This is a genomic window from Pseudomaricurvus sp. ABR4_320, assembly GCF_056159445.1.
In genome coordinates, this window is sequence record NZ_JBSWVF010000004.1 from 74,357 (window position 1) to 94,520 (window position 20,164).

At 50.9% G+C, this 20,164-nt stretch carries 19 protein-coding genes; 17 read left to right on the forward strand and 2 right to left on the reverse strand.

From position 1 onward, the window contains the following. Positions 1-17: 17 nt before the first annotated feature. The gene (locus ACXAFR_RS09365; protein ID WP_475175980.1) at positions 18-1,616 is read left to right on the forward strand and encodes an OpgD/OpgG family glucan biosynthesis protein; all 1,599 of its coding nucleotides are present in this window, start codon (positions 18-20) and stop codon (positions 1,614-1,616) included. A gap of 34 nt (positions 1,617-1,650) precedes the next feature. Here the strand turns inward: ACXAFR_RS09365 and ACXAFR_RS09370 are convergent, their stop codons facing one another. Then, positions 1,651-2,511 (reverse strand): helix-turn-helix transcriptional regulator, encoded by an 861-nt coding sequence (locus ACXAFR_RS09370; protein WP_475175982.1) that lies wholly within the window; start codon positions 2,509-2,511, stop codon positions 1,651-1,653. A 296-nt stretch (positions 2,512-2,807) separates the two neighbouring features. Here ACXAFR_RS09370 and yfbR point away from each other — a divergent pair, with 296 nt between their 5' ends. The 7 genes from yfbR (at position 2,808) to secF (ending at position 10,337) form a co-directional block, all read left to right on the forward strand. Further along, positions 2,808-3,446 (forward strand): 5'-deoxynucleotidase, encoded by a 639-nt coding sequence (gene yfbR / locus ACXAFR_RS09375; RefSeq protein WP_475175983.1) that lies wholly within the window; start codon positions 2,808-2,810, stop codon positions 3,444-3,446. A gap of 270 nt (positions 3,447-3,716) precedes the next feature. Beyond that, the gene (locus ACXAFR_RS09380) at positions 3,717-3,869 is read left to right on the forward strand and encodes a hypothetical protein (protein WP_475175985.1); all 153 of its coding nucleotides are present in this window, start codon (positions 3,717-3,719) and stop codon (positions 3,867-3,869) included. Between the two features lie 344 nt (positions 3,870-4,213). Beyond that, positions 4,214-4,999, forward strand: coding sequence for an amidohydrolase (locus tag ACXAFR_RS09385; protein ID WP_475176877.1), 786 nt, complete (start codon positions 4,214-4,216; stop codon positions 4,997-4,999). Between the two features lie 166 nt (positions 5,000-5,165). After that, on the forward strand, positions 5,166-6,218 hold the full coding sequence (queA, locus tag ACXAFR_RS09390; RefSeq protein WP_475175987.1) for a tRNA preQ1(34) S-adenosylmethionine ribosyltransferase-isomerase QueA: 1,053 nt from the start codon (positions 5,166-5,168) through the stop codon (positions 6,216-6,218). Position 6,219: 1 nt separating this feature from the next. Then, positions 6,220-7,356 (forward strand): tRNA guanosine(34) transglycosylase Tgt, encoded by a 1,137-nt coding sequence (gene tgt, locus ACXAFR_RS09395; RefSeq protein ID WP_475175988.1) that lies wholly within the window; start codon positions 6,220-6,222, stop codon positions 7,354-7,356. A gap of 142 nt (positions 7,357-7,498) precedes the next feature. Then, positions 7,499-9,373, forward strand: a complete 1,875-nt coding sequence (gene secD / locus ACXAFR_RS09400; RefSeq protein ID WP_475175989.1) for a protein translocase subunit SecD — start codon at positions 7,499-7,501, stop codon at positions 9,371-9,373. 55 nt (positions 9,374-9,428) lie between these two features. Beyond that, entirely contained in the window at positions 9,429-10,337 is a 909-nt protein-coding gene (gene secF / locus ACXAFR_RS09405) for a protein translocase subunit SecF (RefSeq protein ID WP_475175993.1), read from the forward strand. Positions 10,338-10,776: 439 nt separating this feature from the next. On the opposite strand, the gene ACXAFR_RS09410 is transcribed toward secF, so the two are convergent. Next, on the reverse strand, positions 10,777-11,574 hold the full coding sequence (locus ACXAFR_RS09410) for an inositol monophosphatase family protein (RefSeq protein ID WP_475175996.1): 798 nt from the start codon (positions 11,572-11,574) through the stop codon (positions 10,777-10,779). A gap of 252 nt (positions 11,575-11,826) precedes the next feature. Here ACXAFR_RS09410 and trmJ point away from each other — a divergent pair, with 252 nt between their 5' ends. The 9 genes from trmJ to sufT all read left to right on the forward strand — a co-directional run bounded on the left by trmJ (position 11,827) and on the right by sufT (position 20,163). Then, positions 11,827-12,648, forward strand: coding sequence for a tRNA (cytosine(32)/uridine(32)-2'-O)-methyltransferase TrmJ (trmJ, locus tag ACXAFR_RS09415; RefSeq protein ID WP_475175998.1), 822 nt, complete (start codon positions 11,827-11,829; stop codon positions 12,646-12,648). Between the two features lie 67 nt (positions 12,649-12,715). Continuing rightward, the gene (iscR, locus tag ACXAFR_RS09420; protein ID WP_475175999.1) at positions 12,716-13,186 is read left to right on the forward strand and encodes a Fe-S cluster assembly transcriptional regulator IscR; all 471 of its coding nucleotides are present in this window, start codon (positions 12,716-12,718) and stop codon (positions 13,184-13,186) included. After that, positions 13,183-14,331, forward strand: coding sequence for a cysteine desulfurase family protein (locus tag ACXAFR_RS09425; RefSeq protein ID WP_475176001.1), 1,149 nt, complete (start codon positions 13,183-13,185; stop codon positions 14,329-14,331). The genes iscR and ACXAFR_RS09425 overlap by 4 nt, the downstream gene beginning before the upstream one ends. A gap of 92 nt (positions 14,332-14,423) precedes the next feature. Beyond that, positions 14,424-15,860, forward strand: coding sequence for a Fe-S cluster assembly protein SufB (gene sufB / locus ACXAFR_RS09430; protein ID WP_475176003.1), 1,437 nt, complete (start codon positions 14,424-14,426; stop codon positions 15,858-15,860). 29 nt (positions 15,861-15,889) lie between these two features. Then, the gene (gene sufC, locus ACXAFR_RS09435; protein ID WP_475176004.1) at positions 15,890-16,663 is read left to right on the forward strand and encodes a Fe-S cluster assembly ATPase SufC; all 774 of its coding nucleotides are present in this window, start codon (positions 15,890-15,892) and stop codon (positions 16,661-16,663) included. 2 nt (positions 16,664-16,665) lie between these two features. Continuing rightward, the gene (gene sufD, locus ACXAFR_RS09440; RefSeq protein WP_475176005.1) at positions 16,666-17,925 is read left to right on the forward strand and encodes a Fe-S cluster assembly protein SufD; all 1,260 of its coding nucleotides are present in this window, start codon (positions 16,666-16,668) and stop codon (positions 17,923-17,925) included. Beyond that, positions 17,922-19,148, forward strand: coding sequence for an aminotransferase class V-fold PLP-dependent enzyme (locus tag ACXAFR_RS09445; RefSeq protein ID WP_475176007.1), 1,227 nt, complete (start codon positions 17,922-17,924; stop codon positions 19,146-19,148). The genes sufD and ACXAFR_RS09445 overlap by 4 nt, the downstream gene beginning before the upstream one ends. Positions 19,149-19,230: 82 nt before the next feature. Beyond that, positions 19,231-19,599, forward strand: a complete 369-nt coding sequence (locus ACXAFR_RS09450) for a HesB/IscA family protein (protein WP_475176008.1) — start codon at positions 19,231-19,233, stop codon at positions 19,597-19,599. Positions 19,600-19,629: 30 nt separating this feature from the next. Next, positions 19,630-20,163 carry a putative Fe-S cluster assembly protein SufT gene (gene sufT, locus ACXAFR_RS09455; RefSeq protein ID WP_475176011.1) on the forward strand — a complete coding sequence of 178 codons (534 nt, stop codon included), beginning with the start codon at positions 19,630-19,632 and terminating at the stop codon, positions 20,161-20,163. The last annotated feature ends 1 nt before the right edge of the window (position 20,164 follow it).

Sequence of the window (20,164 nt, forward strand, 5' to 3'; positions counted from 1 at the left end):
CCTTAAGGAACTTTTGGATGGAAACAGGCGGAAAACTGGCCTATCGGTGGAATCGATGCGCGCGAGCGCTCGTCGTTGTTGTGGGGTGCCTAGTCGCTCTTCCAACGTTTGCAGAAAATGCAAAATTGAATTTTGGTGAAGAAAAAGACTTCAGTTTTGAAAATCTTATAAATCGTGCCAAATCTCTGGCCGATACCCCCTACGAAGCGCCTGCTGTACCAGACCCGGAGATAGTGCAGCAGATTGATTACGATGCCCATGGCAAACTGCATTACAAGCGGGACTACTCGCCGTTTGCAGACGGCTCTGGCATCTATCCGGTCACCTATTTCCATTTGGGTCGCTTCTTCCCAAAACCGGTACATATGTTCCGCTTAGAAGAAGGTAAGGCCAAGGAAATAGTCTATACGCCAGACTACTTTGATATGCCGGAAGACAGTGTCGCTCATCAATTGTCGGGCAACATTGGTTTTGCAGGGTTTCGATTGCATGAAGATTTAGCCCGAGAGGATTGGAAAACTCAGGATTGGACGGCCTTTCTTGGGGCTTCTTACTTTCGCGCCATCGGTGATGAGGGGCAGTACGGAATCTCCGCGAGAGGGATCGCCGTTAATACGGTCGCGGGTTCAGGAGAAGAATTTCCAGATTTTACCGAGTTTTATATTCAGCCCGCCAAGTCAGCAGCCGATCCGGTGATCGTCTATGCGCTGTTGAATGGTCCCAGTATTACCGGCGCTTTCGCCTTTAAGTTGTATCGGGACAAGGGCGTTACCATGGAGGTCGATAAGCACCTCTTTTTACGCTCCGACATTGCTCGTCTGGGGATCGCACCTCTGACCAGTATGTTTTGGTTTTCTGAGCTGAACCGTTCTTTCAAAGTGGATTGGCGCCCAGAAGTACATGATTCCGATGGTTTGGAGTTATGGACCGGTGGGGGAGAGCGCATCTGGCGGCAGCTGAACAATCCCGAAAAGACTCGTGTTTCGTCGTTTTCAGATAAAGACCCCCGGGGCTTTGGTCTGATGCAGAGAGATCGAGAAGTTACCCACTATTTAGACGGCGTGCGCTATCACCGCCGTCCCAGTCTCTGGGTTGAGCCACTTGGCAAATGGGGTGAGGGCAGTGTTCAACTGGTTGAAATTCCAACGGATGATGAGATTCACGATAACATCGCCGCTTTCTGGGTGCCCAAGCAGGCTGCCAAAGCGGGGGATGAACTGCATTATCGCTACCGACTCTACTGGCAGGCGAATAATCCCTTTCCGATGGACAACCTGGCTCACGTCACAGCAACGCGCATGGGGCGAGGTGGTGAGCCTGGCAAACCTCGGCCAGAGGGCGTGACCAAATTCTCCATCGATTTTGAAGGCGACATCTTGGGAGATCTTAAATACGGAGAATTTCCTGATGTTAAGGTCACTGCCTCACGAGGCGAGGTCAGTCTGATCAAAGCTGAGCCTATTATGGATACCCGTATTTGGCGAGCCAGCTTCGATGTTAAAGCCGAAGGTGATGAGCCGGTGGAATTACGAATGTTCCTGCAGCGCGGTGATAAACCTCTCAGTGAAACCTGGTTCTATCAACATTTGCCGGGTCTTAAAGGCGTTGATTCCTAAGGTTCGCGAGATCTAAATTTCGCCAGATATACCCTCAAAATAACCAGGCCTGTAGTTCTTCTAGATTCGCAAGGGTGAGCTGCTGAGCCTGGGGACTTTCCTCTAACCGTTGCGGATCGATATTGAGCATCTGCAAGGTGTATTTCACCAGCGCTCCTCGCGTTTTGATGACCATCATGCCGTTACTCATGCCATAGTCCTTCGCAACAATGTCCTGTTGCGCAAGAGACAACCTTGGGTCTGGAGCGATTTTTACCGCTACGTGTATATGCCAGGCTTGGTCTGCGTTAGGTTTTTGCAGGGCTTCTCCCAAGAGTTCCGGCGTGCCACGGAATCGGGTCAATACAAAATCTCTGAAATCGCGGTTTTTTTCACAAAATGCACGTACATGCCACCTTAGGCCCGTATAAACAAGGGTATGAGGTGAAATGATGCGGTCTTCCTCTTCCGGTGATGACAGTGACAGATAGCCGATTTCCAGGCGCTGCTGTTCGCGCACCGCTTTTACGATAAGGCGCAGACGCTCTGGTGGAAGCTGCCGTGGAGGGAGTTGCAGAATTTCCGTTTTTGCCAATTCGAGATTTAATCCCTCGATTGCGTGGGATGTGTCCTGTTGATGGCTGAGAATATGCAGATATTCGTCTGCGGAACCCTGGGTCAACACCGGCCTAAATCCGGGGGCGGGGACATAGCCACGACGCTGTGAGTCGTACCTAAGATTGTCGGGCGCAATCTCCCGATTGTAGTGGTTGATATCTTTAGAGGCTTGCTGACGCCCGATGCCAAAGCTGGTACATAAGTGACGGGTGGTTAGGCGACCTTCCCACAAGGCGACAATTTCTATCAATCGATAGCGAAGTTTAAGGTCCCAGCGGAGAGTGTTGGTCGATGGCATCGGGTTCACGTATTGAGCAGAGTGTTGCGGATATCAGTTGCAGTAGGTCTAAACCGATAATAATCGGATGATATTCGCGCCAAAAAGTGTGGATGTGCCTGAAAACACGACACGTAATCTCCTTGGCGCTGAATAAATGTTGATCTGTCGCTGATGGCGGCATAGTGTATATAAATACAGTTTATTTTCGAGTTTGTACAGATGTTCGACGATACGCTTCTCTATCGCGGGTGCCAGGACATAAACAATACCAGCGAAGAGAAGAGATTGTTGAAGAGTACCGAGGAGTGAGCAATATGGCAGGAAATTTTTTAAAGATCATCGCTCGTATTCGCTGGATTCAGCGCTGGAATTTGAAACGTAACACCATTCCTGAAAACGTTATGGAGCACAGTTGGGAAGCCGGGGTCATCGCGCATATGCTGGGCGTGATTAATCAGCGAGTTTTTCAGGGGGATCTTGATGCTTATCGGTTGGCGACGCTGGCGTTGTATCACGACTGTGCAGAATCCATCACCGGGGATTTACCAACCCCAGTGAAATATTATTCGCCAGAGTTGAAGCGTGCATATGAAGTCATTGAGAGGGACGCGGAAAATGCCTTGCTGGCGATGCTGCCGGTAGCAATGCAGTCTGGTATGGCGGAAGTCGTCAAGCAAGATGGTGTTTCTCTGGTGGAGAGAAAATACATCAAGGCGGCAGATATGCTATCAGCGATTCTCAAGGCGAAGGCAGAATTGAGTAACGGGAACAACGAATATCAGCAAACTCTGACAAACTTGGAATCGCGGTTGGAAGGGTTTGAATTGCCGGAGGTGGATTATTTTCTGGAGCATTTCGTCAATATAGAAGATGCGGATGATGAAATGAATCGCGATCCTCAAAACACCATGGCAAAGGCGTTGAGCAAGTCCGTGCACAAGTTGTTCGGCTAGTCGTGCTGTCTGATGTAAAACTGACACTCGATATCAACAAATCGTAAAGAAATGGTAATGATCTTTGTCGTAAATGCTCCAATATCTTCTTGAGAACGTTTTTCAGGTACTGTAAGCCATTAATTTAAAATAAAAAATTCGCCAGATTTTATTCTTCATGTAGATGGTACGCGCCATGCAATTACTCCTGTGAGGCTCGCCGACGTATAAAAATGCCTGTGACTGTCGCGGGTTCTCAGTGGTTGTTTTTACTGTTTAAGGAGAATTGCTGTGAACTACTTGATGAACCTTGAGGCTGATGATTTTTCTGTATACCTGAATAATGAAGACAGTTATGACTGGCTGGTGGAAAGCGACGAATACGGCTCTCCTGTTTTCAATCCCGATGAAATTTCAGAAGACCTTCACCGAGACGCCTTTTAATCCAACGCTAAAGAGGCTTTATGCGGCTTTTGTCATTGAATGGGGTATTCCCCAATTTGGGATAGTCACTCAATCCTCAGTCTCTGATCATGGGGAGTAGCGTGATCCAGCGGTGGCTATCCTAAATTCAGGCAATGACATCTCTTTTTAGCGATCGGTTGAGTATTTTCTGAGCTCCATCAGGGGTAGTTACCCATTGTAGATATACTGCTTCTTATTTTAGTCAATGTGTAGCCTTCTTAAGATTGGTGATACAAACCAAGTCTTCTGTCTTCGTGCATTTTTAAGAGCCCTTCAGCTTCGTGATATAGTCCTCGTACACTTATGTTTCGGAGTTTTACGTGATGCCTGCGCAGGATTTAACGGTCGGAATCGTACAGCAGCCTTTGGTTTGGAAAGATCCTATGGCCAATCGGACTGCTTTTGCTGAGCGTATCGCCGAGCTCGATATGCCTCACGATCTGATCGTATTGCCAGAAATGTTTACTGCCGGATTCAGTATGGATGTGCGTTCGGTGGCAGAGCCTGAAGAAGGCGAGACTCTGGGGTGGATGGCCGAGGTAGCCAAGGCGTCCGGAAGTGTCATTACCGGAAGTTACGCCGTCCTCGAAAATAATGAGCCGGTTAACCGGCTGGTTTGGATGTCTCCTGATGGTAGTTACCAGACCTACGCTAAAAAACACTTATTCCGTATGATGGGCGAAGACAAGCGATACAAGTCGGGAAACACTAAAATTTTTGTGGAAGTGAAGGGATGGCGTGTGTTGCCCTTGATTTGCTATGACCTGCGCTTTCCCGTCTGGTGTCGCAATCGCGGTGACTATGACCTTATGGTGTTTGTTGCCAATTGGCCTGCGGCCAGAGAAAAGCACTGGTCGACCTTGCTAAAGGCCAGAGCCATCGAAAATCTTGCCTGTGTTGTTGGCGTTAATCGCATCGGCGTTGACGGTAAGGGGAACGACTACAGTGGTGGCAGCATTATCCTGGATGCTCGTGGCGAGGCTCTCGTCGAACCCAAATCTGAACAGGGAATTTTTACCGGCACTCTATCTGCTGCTGCCTTAAACGATTATCGTGAAGCCTTCCCCGCACACCTGGATGCCGATGACTTTACGCTAAACATGGGCTAGGTTTTATACAGGTAGCAGGCCCAAGCGTGTCTATTCGCATAGCTCTGAGGCTGTAACGTCTCTAGTTGAGGCGTTTGGCGTGCTTTTCGGGTGAAATTTTGGCGTCCAGCGGCCTTTTCCGCTACTCTTGCGCCCTGTTTTTCATTGCCCCCAGTTTATCCTCACTATGCGCCGTCAGGACTTTTTCTACGAGTTACCCGATGATCTTATTGCCTCAGAGCCAACCCAGCAACGAAGCGGCAGTCGTCTGCTGCGGCTGGATGGTGAGTCAGGCACGATAGAGCATGGCCAGTTTCCCGATCTTTTGGATTGGCTAGAGCCAGGAGATTTACTGGTATTTAACGACACCCGGGTTATTCCGGCTCGTGTTTACGGGCAAAAGTCAACGGGTGGGCGGGTTGAAGTTCTCGTCGAGCGGATTACCAGTCCTCATCGTGCGCTGGCTCATGTCCGCGCCAGCAAATCCCCCAAAGTCGATTCCGAGCTTATCCTTGAGGATGGCACCAGGGTTACGGTCGTCGGTCGGCAGGAAGCATTGTTTGAGCTGACGTTCCACAGCGAACTGTCGATTTTAGAGGTGCTGGATCGGATCGGTCATTTGCCGTTGCCACCCTATATTGGTCGTCAGGCGATGGAAGACGACCGAGAGCGCTATCAGACCGTCTATAGTCGAAAACTTGGAGCTGTTGCAGCACCTACGGCCGGTTTGCACTTTGATGAGACCTTTATCGAAGCCTTGAGAAATAAAGGCGTGCAGACGGCCTTTGTTACTCTCCACATAGGCGCGGGTACTTTTCAACCTGTGAGGGTTGATCAGGTGCGGGATCATCATATGCACTCTGAAATTATGGAGGTCGATGACGCCGTATGCGATCTGGTGAGATCGACCAAAAAAGCGGGTCGTCGAGTTGTTGCTGTGGGAACCACGGTTGTTCGTTGTTTGGAGACGGCCGCCCAGGATGGGGCAATTGAACCCTACCAAGGGGAAACCAATATTTTTATTTACCCCAGTTATCAATATCAGGTTGTCGATGCCCTGGTGACAAATTTCCATCTGCCGGAATCAACGTTGTTAATGTTGGTGAGCGCCTTTGCCGGTTATCGCAACACGATGACGGCCTACCGCGAGGCCGTGGCCAACCGGTATCGATTTTTCAGCTATGGAGACGCTATGTTTCTTACCCGAAACTCCCACGCCAGTGCCGAGGAGTTGCCCTAATATGACATCGGAAAGAAATTACCAGGGGTTTCAACTGCTGGGTACATCCGGAGCCGCTCGACGCGGTCGCTTGACCTTTGCGCGCGGCACGGTAGAAACCCCGGCGTTTATGCCCGTAGGTACCTACGGCACGGTAAAAGGCATGCTGCCTCGGGATATCGAGGCGACTGGCGCCGAAATAATTCTCGGAAATACCTTCCATTTGATGTTGCGGCCGGGAACGGAGATCGTGCGGCAACACGGCGATTTACATGACTTTGTCCAATGGCCAGGACCGATCTTGACCGATTCTGGTGGCTTCCAGGTCTTCTCTTTGGGGAAATTGCGCAAAATTACGGAACAAGGCGTGGTATTCCGCTCTCCAATTGACGGTTCCAAAGTTGAGTTAACCCCAGAGATCTCAATGCAGGTGCAGAGGGATCTGGGGTCAGATATCGTGATGATCTTTGACGAGTGCACCCCTTATCCCGCCACGGAGAAGGAAGCCCGAGATTCTATGGCACTTTCTCTGCGGTGGGCGAAGCGTAGCCGCGATGCTCATGGCGACAACCCCTCAGCGCTTTTTGGCATTATTCAGGGGGGAATGTATGAGTCGTTGCGGCAGGAATCTCTCACCGGACTGTTAGATATCGGTTTTGACGGTTACGCCATTGGCGGTCTTTCGGTTGGTGAGCCCAAAGAGGACATGCATCGCATTTTGTCCTCGCTCACGCCACAGATGCCGGCGGAGTTTCCGCGATATTTAATGGGCGTCGGCAAGCCAGAAGATTTGGTGGAGGGCGTGCGACGAGGGGTGGATATGTTCGATTGTGTGATGCCGACTCGCAACGCTCGCAATGGTCATTTATTCACTGCAGCCGGCGTGGTCAAAATCCGCAATGCCTCTCATCGCACAGATACTGGCCCTCTTGATCCCGAATGCCATTGCTATACTTGCGCCAATTTCAGTCGCAGTTATCTGCACCACTTAGATAAGTGCGGTGAAATCCTTGGCTCTCAGCTCAATACCATACATAACCTGACTTACTACCAGACGGTCATGCATGGGTTGAGAAAAGCCATTGAAAGCGATGCATTGGAAGACTTTGTTGAGAAATTTTATGCAAAGCAGGGAAGGGCAGTACCTGGCCTGAAATAATTTTCCGTATAATGCGGGCCCCTGATCTTCGCCGCTGCCGCCTTTGGCTGTTGTCTGTTTGTGATTTGGTCTGATTGGACTCTGGTCCGCGCAATTATCCAACGATGAAATAACGACCCTTTGGGTCGCGATGGAAAGTCTTATGTTGAACCGTTTTCCCCTTTGGAAAAATCTTCTAGTCGTTCTAGTGGCCGTTTTTGCCATTATCTATGCAATGCCAAATTTGTATCCTCCGGATCCTGCTGTACAGATTTCCGGGCAGTCGGGAGCCACGGTCATTGATGAGACCGCGTTGCAACAGGCTGAAGATGCGCTTAAAGAAGCGGGTATTGAGTACTTTGGCGCTGAAACCACAGGTTCCAGCGGGTTGCTGAGGTTGCGGTCGGCCGATCAGCAGCTGCCAGCGAAAGAAGCCATTGCAGAAAAGCTGGGGCTCAATTACGTGGTTGCTCTCAATTTGGCGCCAACGACGCCGGATTGGTTGCGAGCCTTGGGTGCTTCTCCCATGAAGCTGGGCCTTGATCTGGCGGGGGGTGTGCATTTTCTGTTGGAAGTCGATACCAAGTCGGCCGTGGCAACCCGTCTTGAGTCCGATGCCGATGAGCTTAAATCTCAACTGCGCAAGGATAAGGTTCGCTACCGCAGCGTTGAACTGGATGATCAAAACGTCATCACGGCGGTGTTTCGCAGTGCTGAAGATAGGGATGCCGCAGCGCGTAAGGTGCGCAGCGATTTTCAAACTCTGCAATCCAGCACTTCGGAATCGGGCGGGGAATTCCTGCTGAAGCTGCAGATGACGGAACAGGCTGTTGCCGAAATTGAAGATTATGCGGTGAGTCAGAACCTGACAACCCTGCGCAACCGTGTTAATGAGCTCGGTGTGTCTGAGCCTATTGTCCAGCGTCAAGGCAGTAACCGCGTGGTGGTTGAGTTGCCTGGCGTTCAGGATACTGCTGAGGCAAAACGAATTATTGGTAAAACCGCAAACTTGGAGTTTCGCCTTGAAGCCACGCCCGATGAGCTGGTCGTGCGGAAAGAATCTTTCGAGTTTCGCAGCGAGCTGGATCAGCGACGCTTTGGCAACGCCGATTTGGAAAAGCAAATCATTTTAACTGGTGATCATGTCGCGAACGCACAATCGAGTTTCGATACTCAAACCAGTTTGCCGCAGGTCAATATCACTCTCGACAGCAGTGGGGGGACCAAAATGCACCGCGCCACGCGTAATAGCGTCGGCCGCCGTATGGGGGTTCTGTTTACCGAATACAAAACGCAGATGGTGAAAGAAGTCGCTGAAGATGGCACCGAAAAATTGGTGCCTCAACAGCTGATTGAACGCAAGGTTATCAGCCTGGCAACCATCCAAAGTGCCCTGGGGGTGCAATTTCGCATCACCGGGCTAGAGAGCCCGGCAGAAGCCTCTGAGCTGGCGCTGTTGTTGCGTGCTGGTGCACTGGCCGCGCCGATGTACTTCGTAGAAGAGCGCACTATCGGTCCATCATTGGGGGCTGAGAACATTCAGTTGGGCGTGCAGTCAGTACAGATCGGTCTGGGGCTCGTGCTTCTCTTTATGCTGATTTACTACCGGGTATTCGGCGTTATCGCCAATTTCGCCTTGATTCTCAATATGGTGCTGTTGGTCGCCTGTATGTCCCTATTGGGGGCTACGCTAACTCTGCCGGGGATTGCAGGGATTGTATTAACCGTAGGTATGGCGGTGGATGCCAATGTGTTGATCTTTTCTCGGATTCGAGAGGAGCTCAAGGATGGTGTTGCGCCACAATCGGCGATTCACTCCGGTTATGATCGCGCGTTCTCGACCATTCTGGATGCAAACATCACAACGCTTATCGTGGCTGTCATCCTCTACGCAATTGGGTCTGGCCCGGTGCAGGGGTTTGCGGTCACCCTGTCGATCGGAATTTTGACATCGATGTTTACCGCTATTATCGGTTCGCGCGCTCTGGTTAACCTTTGGTATGGCCGTCGCCGCAGACTGGAGAAAATCTGGATCTGATATGAGCATTGCATTGACATCCTTCACCGGACTGATAAAGGTTTTGGGGTAACACATGATTATCAAATTTATGAAGCAGCGATACATCGCTGGTGCGTTTTCAATTCTTCTTTTGCTGGGATCAATCGGCTCTCTGGCCATTAATGGTTTGCAGTTTGGGTTGGATTTTACCGGCGGAACGCAGATTGAGGTGGGTTTTGAGCAGCCGGCACATTTGAGTGATCTGCGTAGCCATTTGAGCGATGCGGGTTTTGATGGTGCTGTTGTTGTCTTCTTTGGTGCAGATACAGATGTTTTGATTCGCCTGCAGCAAGGCTTCGAGCCTGGGCTTGGTGAGAAGGTTTTGGCCGCCATCAACTCTGCGTCGGCAAATCCTGCTTCATTGCGTCGAGTAGAGTTTGTGGGCCCACAAATCGGTGAGGAATTGCGAGATGAAGGTGGCCTGGGAATGCTGTTCGCATTGCTGGTGGTCATGGGATATGTCGCAATGCGTTTCCAGTACAAGTTCTCGATCGGCGCAGTATTGGCATTGGTTCACGATGTCGTCATTACTCTTGGCGTTTTTTCGATTCTGAAGCTGGAGTTTGACTTAACGGTACTTGCTGCAGTTCTAGCCGTGATTGGTTATTCGCTTAACGACACCATCGTGGTCGCGGATCGGGTCAGGGAGAATTTTCGCTTGTTGCGAGGTGAAGAACCCCAGGACGTTATCGATATATCTCTGACGCAAACCTTGGGGCGCACAACGATCACGTCGTTTACCACGGTGTTGGTGTTGATCGCATTGTTTTATTTTGGTGGTGAAACGATTCATGGATTTGCTACCGCATTGCTTATTGGCATCATCATAGGTACTTATTCCTCTATCTATGTGGCAAGTAGCCTCCTGTTGACGTTGAAAATTAATCGTCAGGACCTCGTTGTACCTGTTAAAGAAAACGATGTTCTTGATGATATGCCCTGAATACGGTGAGTCTGTCGCCTTGTTTCCTATCGACACACCAGATGACAATATTTGGTGCGCGATAAGGGGGCGTTAAGTCGATGTGTTACTTGTTGGTGCAATAAATCTGAAAAAAGCCGCTTTTTAGCGGCTTTTTTTTGGCATGGCGCTTGCTTCTATTGATGTAGGTCAAGATGCTAACGCCAAATCTGTTGTCCTGACGTTATTTTAGATGACGTAGTTTTCAGGTAACGCCTCAGGCACGGCAAAGACACAGTTTTTAAGGTGTAATCGGATTGTTTGTTGCGACTGAGTCGCAACAGTTTTTTGTAAAGAATCTCTCTGAGCTTGTAGCCCCGCCAGTCGGGGCCTTTTTTTGCCTGCTCGAAATCGCTTGAAGCGATTGGGCTGAAGGGTTTCTTGCTGAATTTTAGTGGCTACGTTCGGAATTTTTTCCGAATCAAATGTGGCCGAGGTGTCTCTGTACAATCTGTAAAAGAGGCTTAAAGACCTTGGGATTAGCACAAACCATGTGACCGTTCTCCAGTGCTGTATTCCCCCCTTTAAAATCGCTGACCAACCCTCCTGCTTCCCGAACCAGCAGTAAGCCTGCCGCAATATCCCAGGGCTGCAAGTTCATTTCCCAGAAACCGTCGAAACGACCTGCAGCGACATACGCCAGGTCCAGCGCAGCAGAGCCTGGTCGACGAATACCGGCAGTCTGCCCGGCGATTTCCTTCAGGGCGCCAAGATAGCTGTCTATATTGTCGAGCGCGAAGCCGCTGAAGGGAATTCCTGTGCCTATGACGGCGCCTTTCAGCTCCCGACGGTTTGATACGCGGATGCGTTTGCCGTTTAGCGTTGCACCTTTGCCTCTGCTGGCGGTGAATTCCTCTCTTGTGCTCGGGTTTAGAACCACGGCATGCTCAAGTTGACCCTTATAAGTGCAGGCGATGCTGATCGCAAAGTGAGGGATGCCGTGGATAAAATTTGTGGTGCCATCTAGAGGGTCGATGATCCATTCGTAGTCGCTTTCACGGCCATCGCTGCCGCTTTCTTCCGCCAGAATGGAGTGGTCTGGGTAAGCCTTACGCAATTGGCTGATCAGCTCTCGCTCGGATGCTTTATCGACTTCCGTAACGAAATCGTTTCGACCTTTCTCTTCGATTGAGATGAAGTCGACTTTTTCCATCGCGCGTTCAATGATTTCGCCGGCTTTTCGGGCGGCGCGCAAGGCAATGTTAATCATGGGTTCCATAAGGCAGGCCATCAGGGTGAGGTGTAAGACAAAAAGGCCATTCGATCCGAAGATGCTGTCGAGATCTCCAGCCGTCATTTGCGACAAGAGGAGGCGAGGCAGTCTGTATGGGTGCGCCCAGGGGGTGATCAACGGAGACGAAAGGAGCGGGGATTATAGCAGCGGCCCTCTGGCCTCTCAATCTGAGTAGGCTCGCTTGATTGAGTTTGGTAGACTGCGCGCCCTTTGAGCACAGGACTACGCAGCAGACCCATGGCAAACACAATGTTGGATCAGATTCGTATCGTTCTCATTGAAACCAGTCATCCGGGCAATATTGGCGCCACGGCTAGGGCGATGAAAAACATGGGGCTCTCGTCTTTGTATTTGGTCAGCCCTAAAGAGTTTCCCGCAGATAAAGCCGTCTGGCGAGCAGCTGGGGCGGCGGAGCTTTTGGACGAGGTTGTGGTCGTGGACAGTCTCGATGAGGCTGTGGCTGATTGTGGCTTAGTCGTTGGTACCAGTGCTCGGGAGCGTCGTATTCCCTGGCCTTTGGTTACTCCTCGTGAGTTGGGTGTAAAAGCGGTTGCTGAGACTCGACAGCACCCGGTGGCCGTTATTTTTGGGCGTGAAGACCGCGGATTGACGAATCAGGAGCTGCATAAATGTCATTGCCATGTGCATATACCCGCCAACCCCGACTATAGCGCGTTAAATTTGGGCGCTGCCGTTCAGGTGATATGTTACGAATTGCGGATGGCTTGGCTCACGGCAGAATCTGGCAAAGAGCCCCATTTCGACGACTGGGATCAGCCGCCGGCCCGTCACGAAGCGCTGGAAATGTACTACGAACACCTGCAGCAAACCCTCATTGAGCTGGGGTTTATAGAAAGGGATAACCCGAGGCAGACGATGACTCGACTGCGTCGACTCTACAGTCGCATTCGGCTGGATGAGATGGAGTTGAGTATTTTGCGAGGCATGCTGACTTCTATCCAGAATTTTATTTTCTACAGTCGCAAGCGTGATGCAAGCAGCAGCCAGGGGCCTGAGAGCGATAAGTCAGTGGATAATGGCAATAACCAATTAAAATAGTAGGTTATATACTTGACTGTTTTACTCGGTTATAATGCGTTCCTGATATTTCCCGAGGAAGATTGCAATGCGCCTGACGACAAAAGGCCGATACGCAGTAACTGCGATGCTCGATCTGGCTCTAAATGCCGGAGTGGGGCCCGTTAGTTTGGCCGATATTTCCCGGCGACAAGAGATTTCACTGTCTTATCTTGAACAGCTGTTTGCCAAATTAAAGCAACAGGCGCTGGTGCGCAGTGTGCGTGGCCCTGGCGGCGGTTATCGTCTCAGTCGCGAAGCCAGCGCGATCTGTGTTGCTGAAATCATCGACGCCGTTAATGAAAATATTGATGCAACCAGTTGTGGCGGAGCAAGCACCTGTAAAAAAGAGGGTGGTCAGTGTCTAACACATCACCTTTGGTGTGACCTGAGTGACCAAATACACCGCTTTTTAAGCAGCATTACGTTGGCGAGTTTGGTTGAGCGTCAGGGCGAAATAGCCAAGGCCGAGCCTGAATTAGAGCAAAAACTAGAGCTGTTGAGTGCGAGTGGTTCGTGATTAAACCGATTTATCTCGATTATGCGGCGACAACGCCTGTCGATCCATCCGTCGCTGACGCGATGGCTGGTTGCCTGACGATGGATGGCGTATTCGCCAACCCGGCCTCTCGTTCCCATCTGTTTGGCTGGCAGGCGGAAGAGAAGGTGGAGACCGCGCGGTTGCAAGTGGCTGAGCTGATTGGCTGCGACAGCCGAGAGATTGTATGGACCAGTGGCGCTACTGAGTCGGACAACCTGGCGCTCAAAGGTGTGTTTGAAGCCAGTGACTTTAAAGGGCATCTCATCACCTCGGCCATAGAGCATAAGGCGGTAATTGATCCCGCTCTCTGGTTGGAAAAGCGTGGTGTCGATATAACTTGGTTGCAACCTGGCGTCGATGGACGCATTGATGATGCCCAAGTAGAGAGTGCACTGCGGGCAGATACCAAGTTGGTCAGCTTGATGTTTGTGAATAATGAGACGGGTGCCATCAATCCCATCGCTGAGATTGGGGCATTGTGCCGTCAAAAAGGCGTTCTTATGCATTGCGACGCCGCACAAGCCGTTGGCAAGGTCTCTGTTGATATAAATGAGCTCGGTATTGATATGTTGAGCCTATCAGCGCACAAATTTTACGGTCCCAAAGGGGTCGGTGCTCTCTACGTAAAGCGCAGCTTACAGCGTGAAATCGCGCCGTTGATTCACGGCGGTGGCCATGAGCGAGGGTTGAGGTCTGGAACCCTGCCGACCCATCAGTTGGTGGGAATGGGGGCTGCAGCTCAATTGTGTCGTGAAAATCTGCAAGAAGAAGCTCGGCGAATTGGCGATCTGCGCGACAGCTTTTGGGCTGAGATCAAACATCTCCCCGGGATTAAGCGTAACGGTTCAGAAGAGCAGATAGCGCCGGGCCATTTGAATGTGTGTTTTTCTGGCCTGGATGGTGAGTCATTGCTGTTGTCCCTACGTGAGCTGGCTGTGTCTACCGGCTCAGCCTGCACATCGGCGAGTATCGAGCCGTCTTATGTGTTAAAGGCAATGGGCGTCTCGGATGAGGATGCGCACAGTTCCGTGCGATTTTCACTGGGGCGCTACACCTCTGAATCAGACATTCGCCGCGCAGCGGCGCATATTTGTGAGGTTGTTGAGCAGCTTCAGGCCGCTTGAGTAAAAAGGTTTTTTGACGTCGTCAGCTGGCCATGAGGCTCAGCTGGGGGTCACGGAATTAACGTTCATCTCGATACAGGCGAGACGTAATCATGAGTGAACAAATTGAAGAAGTCCTGAGACGCGAGTATTCCGCCGGATTCGTTTCTGCGGTGGAGTCGGATACGTTTCCGCCCGGGCTCAATGAAGAAATTATCGCTGCCATTTCGGTGCGCAAAAACGAGCCGGAGTGGATGTTGGAATGGCGTCTGAAAGCCTATCGTAGTTGGCTGGAAATGACACCGCCCGATTGGGCGCAGTTGAATTATCCTGAGATTGATTACCAGGCAATATCGTATTTTTCAGCGCCCAAAAGTATGAAGGATAAGCCTCAATCGCTGGACGAAGTTGATCCAGAGCTGTTGGCAACCTACGAAAAGTTAGGCATTCCCTTACATGAGCAGCAAATGCTGGCGGGAGTGGCGGTCGATGCGGTCTTTGATTCTGTGTCGGTAGTCACAACGTTTCGTGAGAAGTTGGAAGAGGCAGGCGTTATTTTCTGTCCAATCTCTGAAGCGGTACACAAATATCCGGAGTTAGTTAAAAAATATCTGGGTAGCGTTGTTCCACAGAGAGACAATTATTTTGCCGCACTGAATTGCGCCGTCTTTACCGATGGTTCGTTTGTCTACATCCCTAAGGGGGTGCGCTGCCCAATGGAGTTGTCGACGTACTTCCGTATCAACGAGCAAAACACGGGGCAGTTCGAGCGTACTTTGATTGTGGCCGATGAAGGCAGCCATGTTAGTTACCTGGAGGGGTGCACTGCGCCCCAGCGGGATGAAAACCAGCTGCACGCAGCAGTGGTTGAATTGGTCGCATTGGACGGTGCTGAAATTAAATATTCCACGGTTCAAAACTGGTATCCCGGTGATGAAGAAGGTCGTGGAGGTATCTACAACTTTGTTACCAAGAGGGGGATTTGTCACAACGACGCAAAAATCTCCTGGACACAGGTTGAAACTGGTTCGGCAATCACCTGGAAATACCCCAGCTGTATTTTGAAAGGTGACAACAGCATCGGAGAATTTTATTCGGTTGCCTTAACTCGCGGATGCCAGCAGGCTGACACGGGAACCAAAATGATCCATCTCGGGAAAAACTCCCGCTCCACGATCATATCCAAAGGTATCTCTGCAGAGCGCAGCAACAACAGCTACCGCGGATTGGTAAAAATGAACAGTACGGCAGAGGGCGCGCGCAATTATACCCAGTGCGATTCTCTCTTGATCGGTGACCGCTGTGGAGCCCATACCTTCCCTTATATTGAGAGCCGAAATCCTTCCGCGATCGTCGAACATGAAGCGACCACCTCGAAAGTGTCGGATGATCAGATGTTTCTATGCCAGCAGCGGGGCATTGACCCTGAAAAAGCAGTATCCATGATCGTCAATGGTTTTTGTAAAGAGGTTTTCAAAGAGCTCCCTATGGAATTTGCCGTCGAAGCCGGCAAATTGCTGGAAATCAGCCTCGAAGGCGCGGTCGGCTGACAACAGGATTTACAGGAAATAACGATACTATGCTGTCTATTAAAAATTTACATGCCACCGTTGCTGAAAAACCCATCCTTAAAGGGTTGGACTTGGAGATTCAGCCCGGTGAGGTGCACGCTATCATGGGGCCAAACGGCGCCGGTAAAAGTACATTAGGTTACGTGTTGTCTGGCCGTGAAGGTTATGAGGCAACTGACGGCAGTGCGACGTTTAAGGGGCAAGATTTGCTCTCTCTCGACGCTGAAGAGCGCGCTCGCGCGGGACTTTTTCTCGCGTTCCAATATCCTGTAGAAATACCCGGGGTCAGTAACCTGGAATTTCTTAAAGCTGCGGTTGATGCAACCCGCGCAGCTAATGGTGAGGAAGAGTTTTCGTCGCGTGATTTTCTGCAGCAGGCAAAAGCTGCCTGTAAGCAAGTGAATCTATCCGCTGACTTTCTCAAACGAGGTGTAAACGAAGGCTTCTCCGGTGGAGAAAAAAAGCGCAATGAAATTTTGCAGATGTTAATGCTGAAGCCATCGCTGTGCATTCTGGATGAATCGGATTCCGGGTTGGATATTGACGCTTTACAAGTGGTTGCTGATGGCGTTAACAGTCAGCGTGACGGTAAGCGCAGTTTCATTGTTGTCACTCACTACCAGCGCCTTTTGGACTACATCAAGCCAGATTTTGTTCATGTGTTGTCAGCGGGGCAGATCGTTCGCAGTGGTGATGCGTCGCTGGCACTTGAATTGGAAGAGCAAGGTTACGGCTGGTTGAAAGAGCGTCGCGAAGAATTTGAGGCGCGAGTCGAGGAGTAATAATGACTTCATGGTTAAGTGACACGCTTTCTCGGGCGCGGGTAGGTGATGATTGGTTGGCTCCGATGCGTCATCGTGCATTGAATGAACTTCAGTCTCGGTCGTGGCCTACTCGTAAAACGGAAGCCTGGAAATACCTGCCGGTCAATCAGTGGGAGCGAGTTGAGCTTGGAGGCGTTAATGGCTCCAATGATTCCTTTGCTGTTCCATCAATCGCAGATTTGGCGTGTATCGAATTACATCTTGTCGATGGACAGCTAAGGTCGGGAAGCGAGCTGGCGTTGCCCTCCGGATTGAGCGTAAAGACGCTTAATCAAATCGATGCAAAGGATCAGTCCTGGGTTAGAGAGTCATTTAAATCCGTCAAACCTGAACGTCATTTGTTTGGTTTGGTCAACGACCTTCTCGCGCCTGACGTACTGGTGGTTGATGTTCAGGACGGTGTAAAAATAACTCAGCCTCTACGCATTCATGTGGCCAACTCAGCAGGCGTTGAAAGCCATACTCGGGTGTTAGTTCGTGTCGGAGAGAATGCAGACGTATCCATTGTAGAAGACTGCAGTGACAGCAGCGCTAGTCGTGCCACTTACTACACCGAGTATTTGTTGCGAGCCAAGGCAAAGCTGCAGCACTATCGTTTGCAGATGAGTACCGGCAATGCGCTGCACATCGGTGGTTGCCATTTTTCGTTGGCGGGGGCATCACATCTGGTTAGCAATGTTGTTGCATTTGGTAGTCAGTTGTCGAGGCTAGACCTGGATATTATTCACAAAGAGTCGGGTGCGCTTGCGGAACTTGGGGCGGTTTACTTGCTTGCAGAAAAAGAAATTTTTGATCTGCATGCAACGGTAGAACACGAGTGTCCGGAAGGTACGACCTCTGAAAAAATTCGCGGTATTGTCGGTGACAATGCTCGCGCGGTGTTCAATGGTCGAATTCATATTCACCGGGATGCTCAAAAAACCGTTGCCGAATTAAACAACCGCAATTTGTTGCTTTCTCGCCGGGCTGAAATTGATACCAAGCCCGAGCTTGAGATCTATGCGGATGATGTTCGCTGTGCTCACGGAGCTACCATTGCTGAAATGGATCAACAGGCGTTGTTCTATCTCACCAGTCGAGGCGTAAGCGTATCTAAAGCTCAAGAGCTGTTGAATTTTGGTTTTATAAACGAGTTGCTGGCACAGTTCCCCCACGGGGAGCTGGCCGACTGGCTGCGTCCGCAGTTGCGGCAGAGATTCGTAGCCATGGAGGTTAAATGAAGTCTGCTGAGCTGAATGTCGAAGCGCTACGTAACGAGTTTCCGATATTAAGTCAGGACGTCAATGGCAAGCCGCTTGTCTATCTTGACAACGCCGCCACAACGCAGAAGCCTCAATGCGTCATTGACGCATTGGTGGACTATTACTCAACGTGCAACTCCAATGTGCACCGTGGTGCGCATCGTCTTGCTGATGAAGCCACTCGCCGTTTCGAAGACGCCCGTCAGTGTGTGGCAGGTTTCCTGAATGCGGAGCGCTCGGAAGAGGTTATCTGGACTCGCGGTACCACCGAGGGTATCAACATGGTTGCCAACGGTATGGTACCGAGTCTTCACCCCGGAGATGAGGTGCTGGTGACCGCCATGGAGCACCACGCCAATCTTATTCCGTGGCAGCAAGCTTGTGAGCGCAGTGGTGCGCGCTTGGTGATTGCTCCGATCACTGAATTAGGTGAGCTGGATCTGGTCGCCTATCGGCAGCTGCTCAGTGAAAACACTCGCCTGGTTGCATTTCCCCATGTCTCCAACGCACTGGGAACGGTAAACCCAGTGCGCGAATTAGCGCTGGCGGCGAAAGAGTTCGGTGCGTTGGTCTTGGTCGATGGTGCTCAAGGGGCGCCCCACGGTGGTGTCGATGTGCAGTCTCTGGGGTGTGATTTTTACGCGTTTTCCGGTCACAAAATCTATGGCCCAACGGGTATTGGTGTGCTCTGGGGAAAGGCGTCGGTCCTGGAGAGTCTGCCGGTATGGCAAACCGGTGGGGAAATGATATCCGAGGTTACGTACGAGTCCGCGGTGTGGAATCAATTGCCTTATCGGTTTGAAGCCGGTACACCCAATATCGCAGGGGCCATTGGTCTGGGTGCCGCGGTTCGATGGTTTCAATCGTTAGATCGAGCTGCGGTCGCAGCCCATGAGGCGGCACTGATGCAGAGGGCGACGGAATTGGCGGCAGATTTTCCTGAATTAAAGCAGGTTGGTCAGGCTGCTCACAAGCTAGGCGCTTTTAGTTTTTTGCTCGCCGGAGGGCATCCGGCAGATGTTGGTTTTTTATTGGATCAGCAGGGGATCGCCATTCGCACAGGGCACCACTGTGCGGAGCCGTTGATGGGGCGTCTGGGGATTCCTGGGACTGCGCGGGCGTCTTTTGCCATTTACAACACACTGGAAGAAGTCGACCAGTTATTCGCTGCATTGCGCAAAGCTGTGCAAATGTTGGGTTAATGCGAGCATGCCCCAATATCAACGACAGCGAATAAAAAACCGTGACCGGCACAATAGGCCGTCGCTTTTTTGGAGGTAAATTATGACAGTTGTGAGTTTTGATCCAGCAGCACCTGCTGTCACTATGACAGCGCCTGCGCTCAAGCATTTTCGCGAGAAGCTGGCAGCTGCTGAACAACAGATGGTTCGTCTAAGCACTCGGGTAAGCGGTTGTACCGGTTATGCGTACGTGTTGGATCTGGTAGATGGTCCCGAGCCAGGCGACAAGATTGTTCATGTTGGCGATGATATCTCTCTGGCCGTAGATCGTACGGCGCTGGATTTGGTTCGTGGAACGGAAATAGATTTCGTCCTTGAGGGTGTTAACAAAACGGTGAAGTTTAACAATCCCAATGTCACTGCTGCCTGTGGGTGCGGTGAAAGTTTCAGCGTTGCTGAAGAAGAAGAGTAAGGCTGGCCTGGTCGTGCTGAGGGGATTGTAATGCAGCAAAATATGGTTGTTACTGAGCGCGAATGTCCTGCGCGAAGAGTGCCTTCGGGGGAGCCGCAAACTATCCCTTCGGGGCAGTTTATTACCATTAATCAAGCGCTGGGCGGGAATTTTACCGTAACCTGGCAGGGCAACATGCTGCGCATTGATGGCACAGATGCTGATGCCATCGGGCAGAAAGTTGAGCTACCGGTGTTCGAAGACGACGGCAGTGGCCGTGTTGATCGTGATCAGGTATACCAAGCGTTGGATTCCATTTTTGATCCGGAAATTCCCATCAGCTTGGTCAGTCTTGGGCTTATTTATCATGTCGATATTGTGCAGGAAAGCGGGCAGGTTGATATCGCTATGACCTTGACGGCGCCCGGCTGCGGTATGGGGCAAGTATTGGTAAGTGACGTTCGTTATCGGGTTGCCAAGGTGCCTAATGTCCAAAAGGTCAATGTCGACTTGGTGTTTGATCCTCCTTGGAGCCGTGAGATGATGTCAGAAGAAGCGCAGCTGGAAGCGGGTCTCTTTTTTTAAT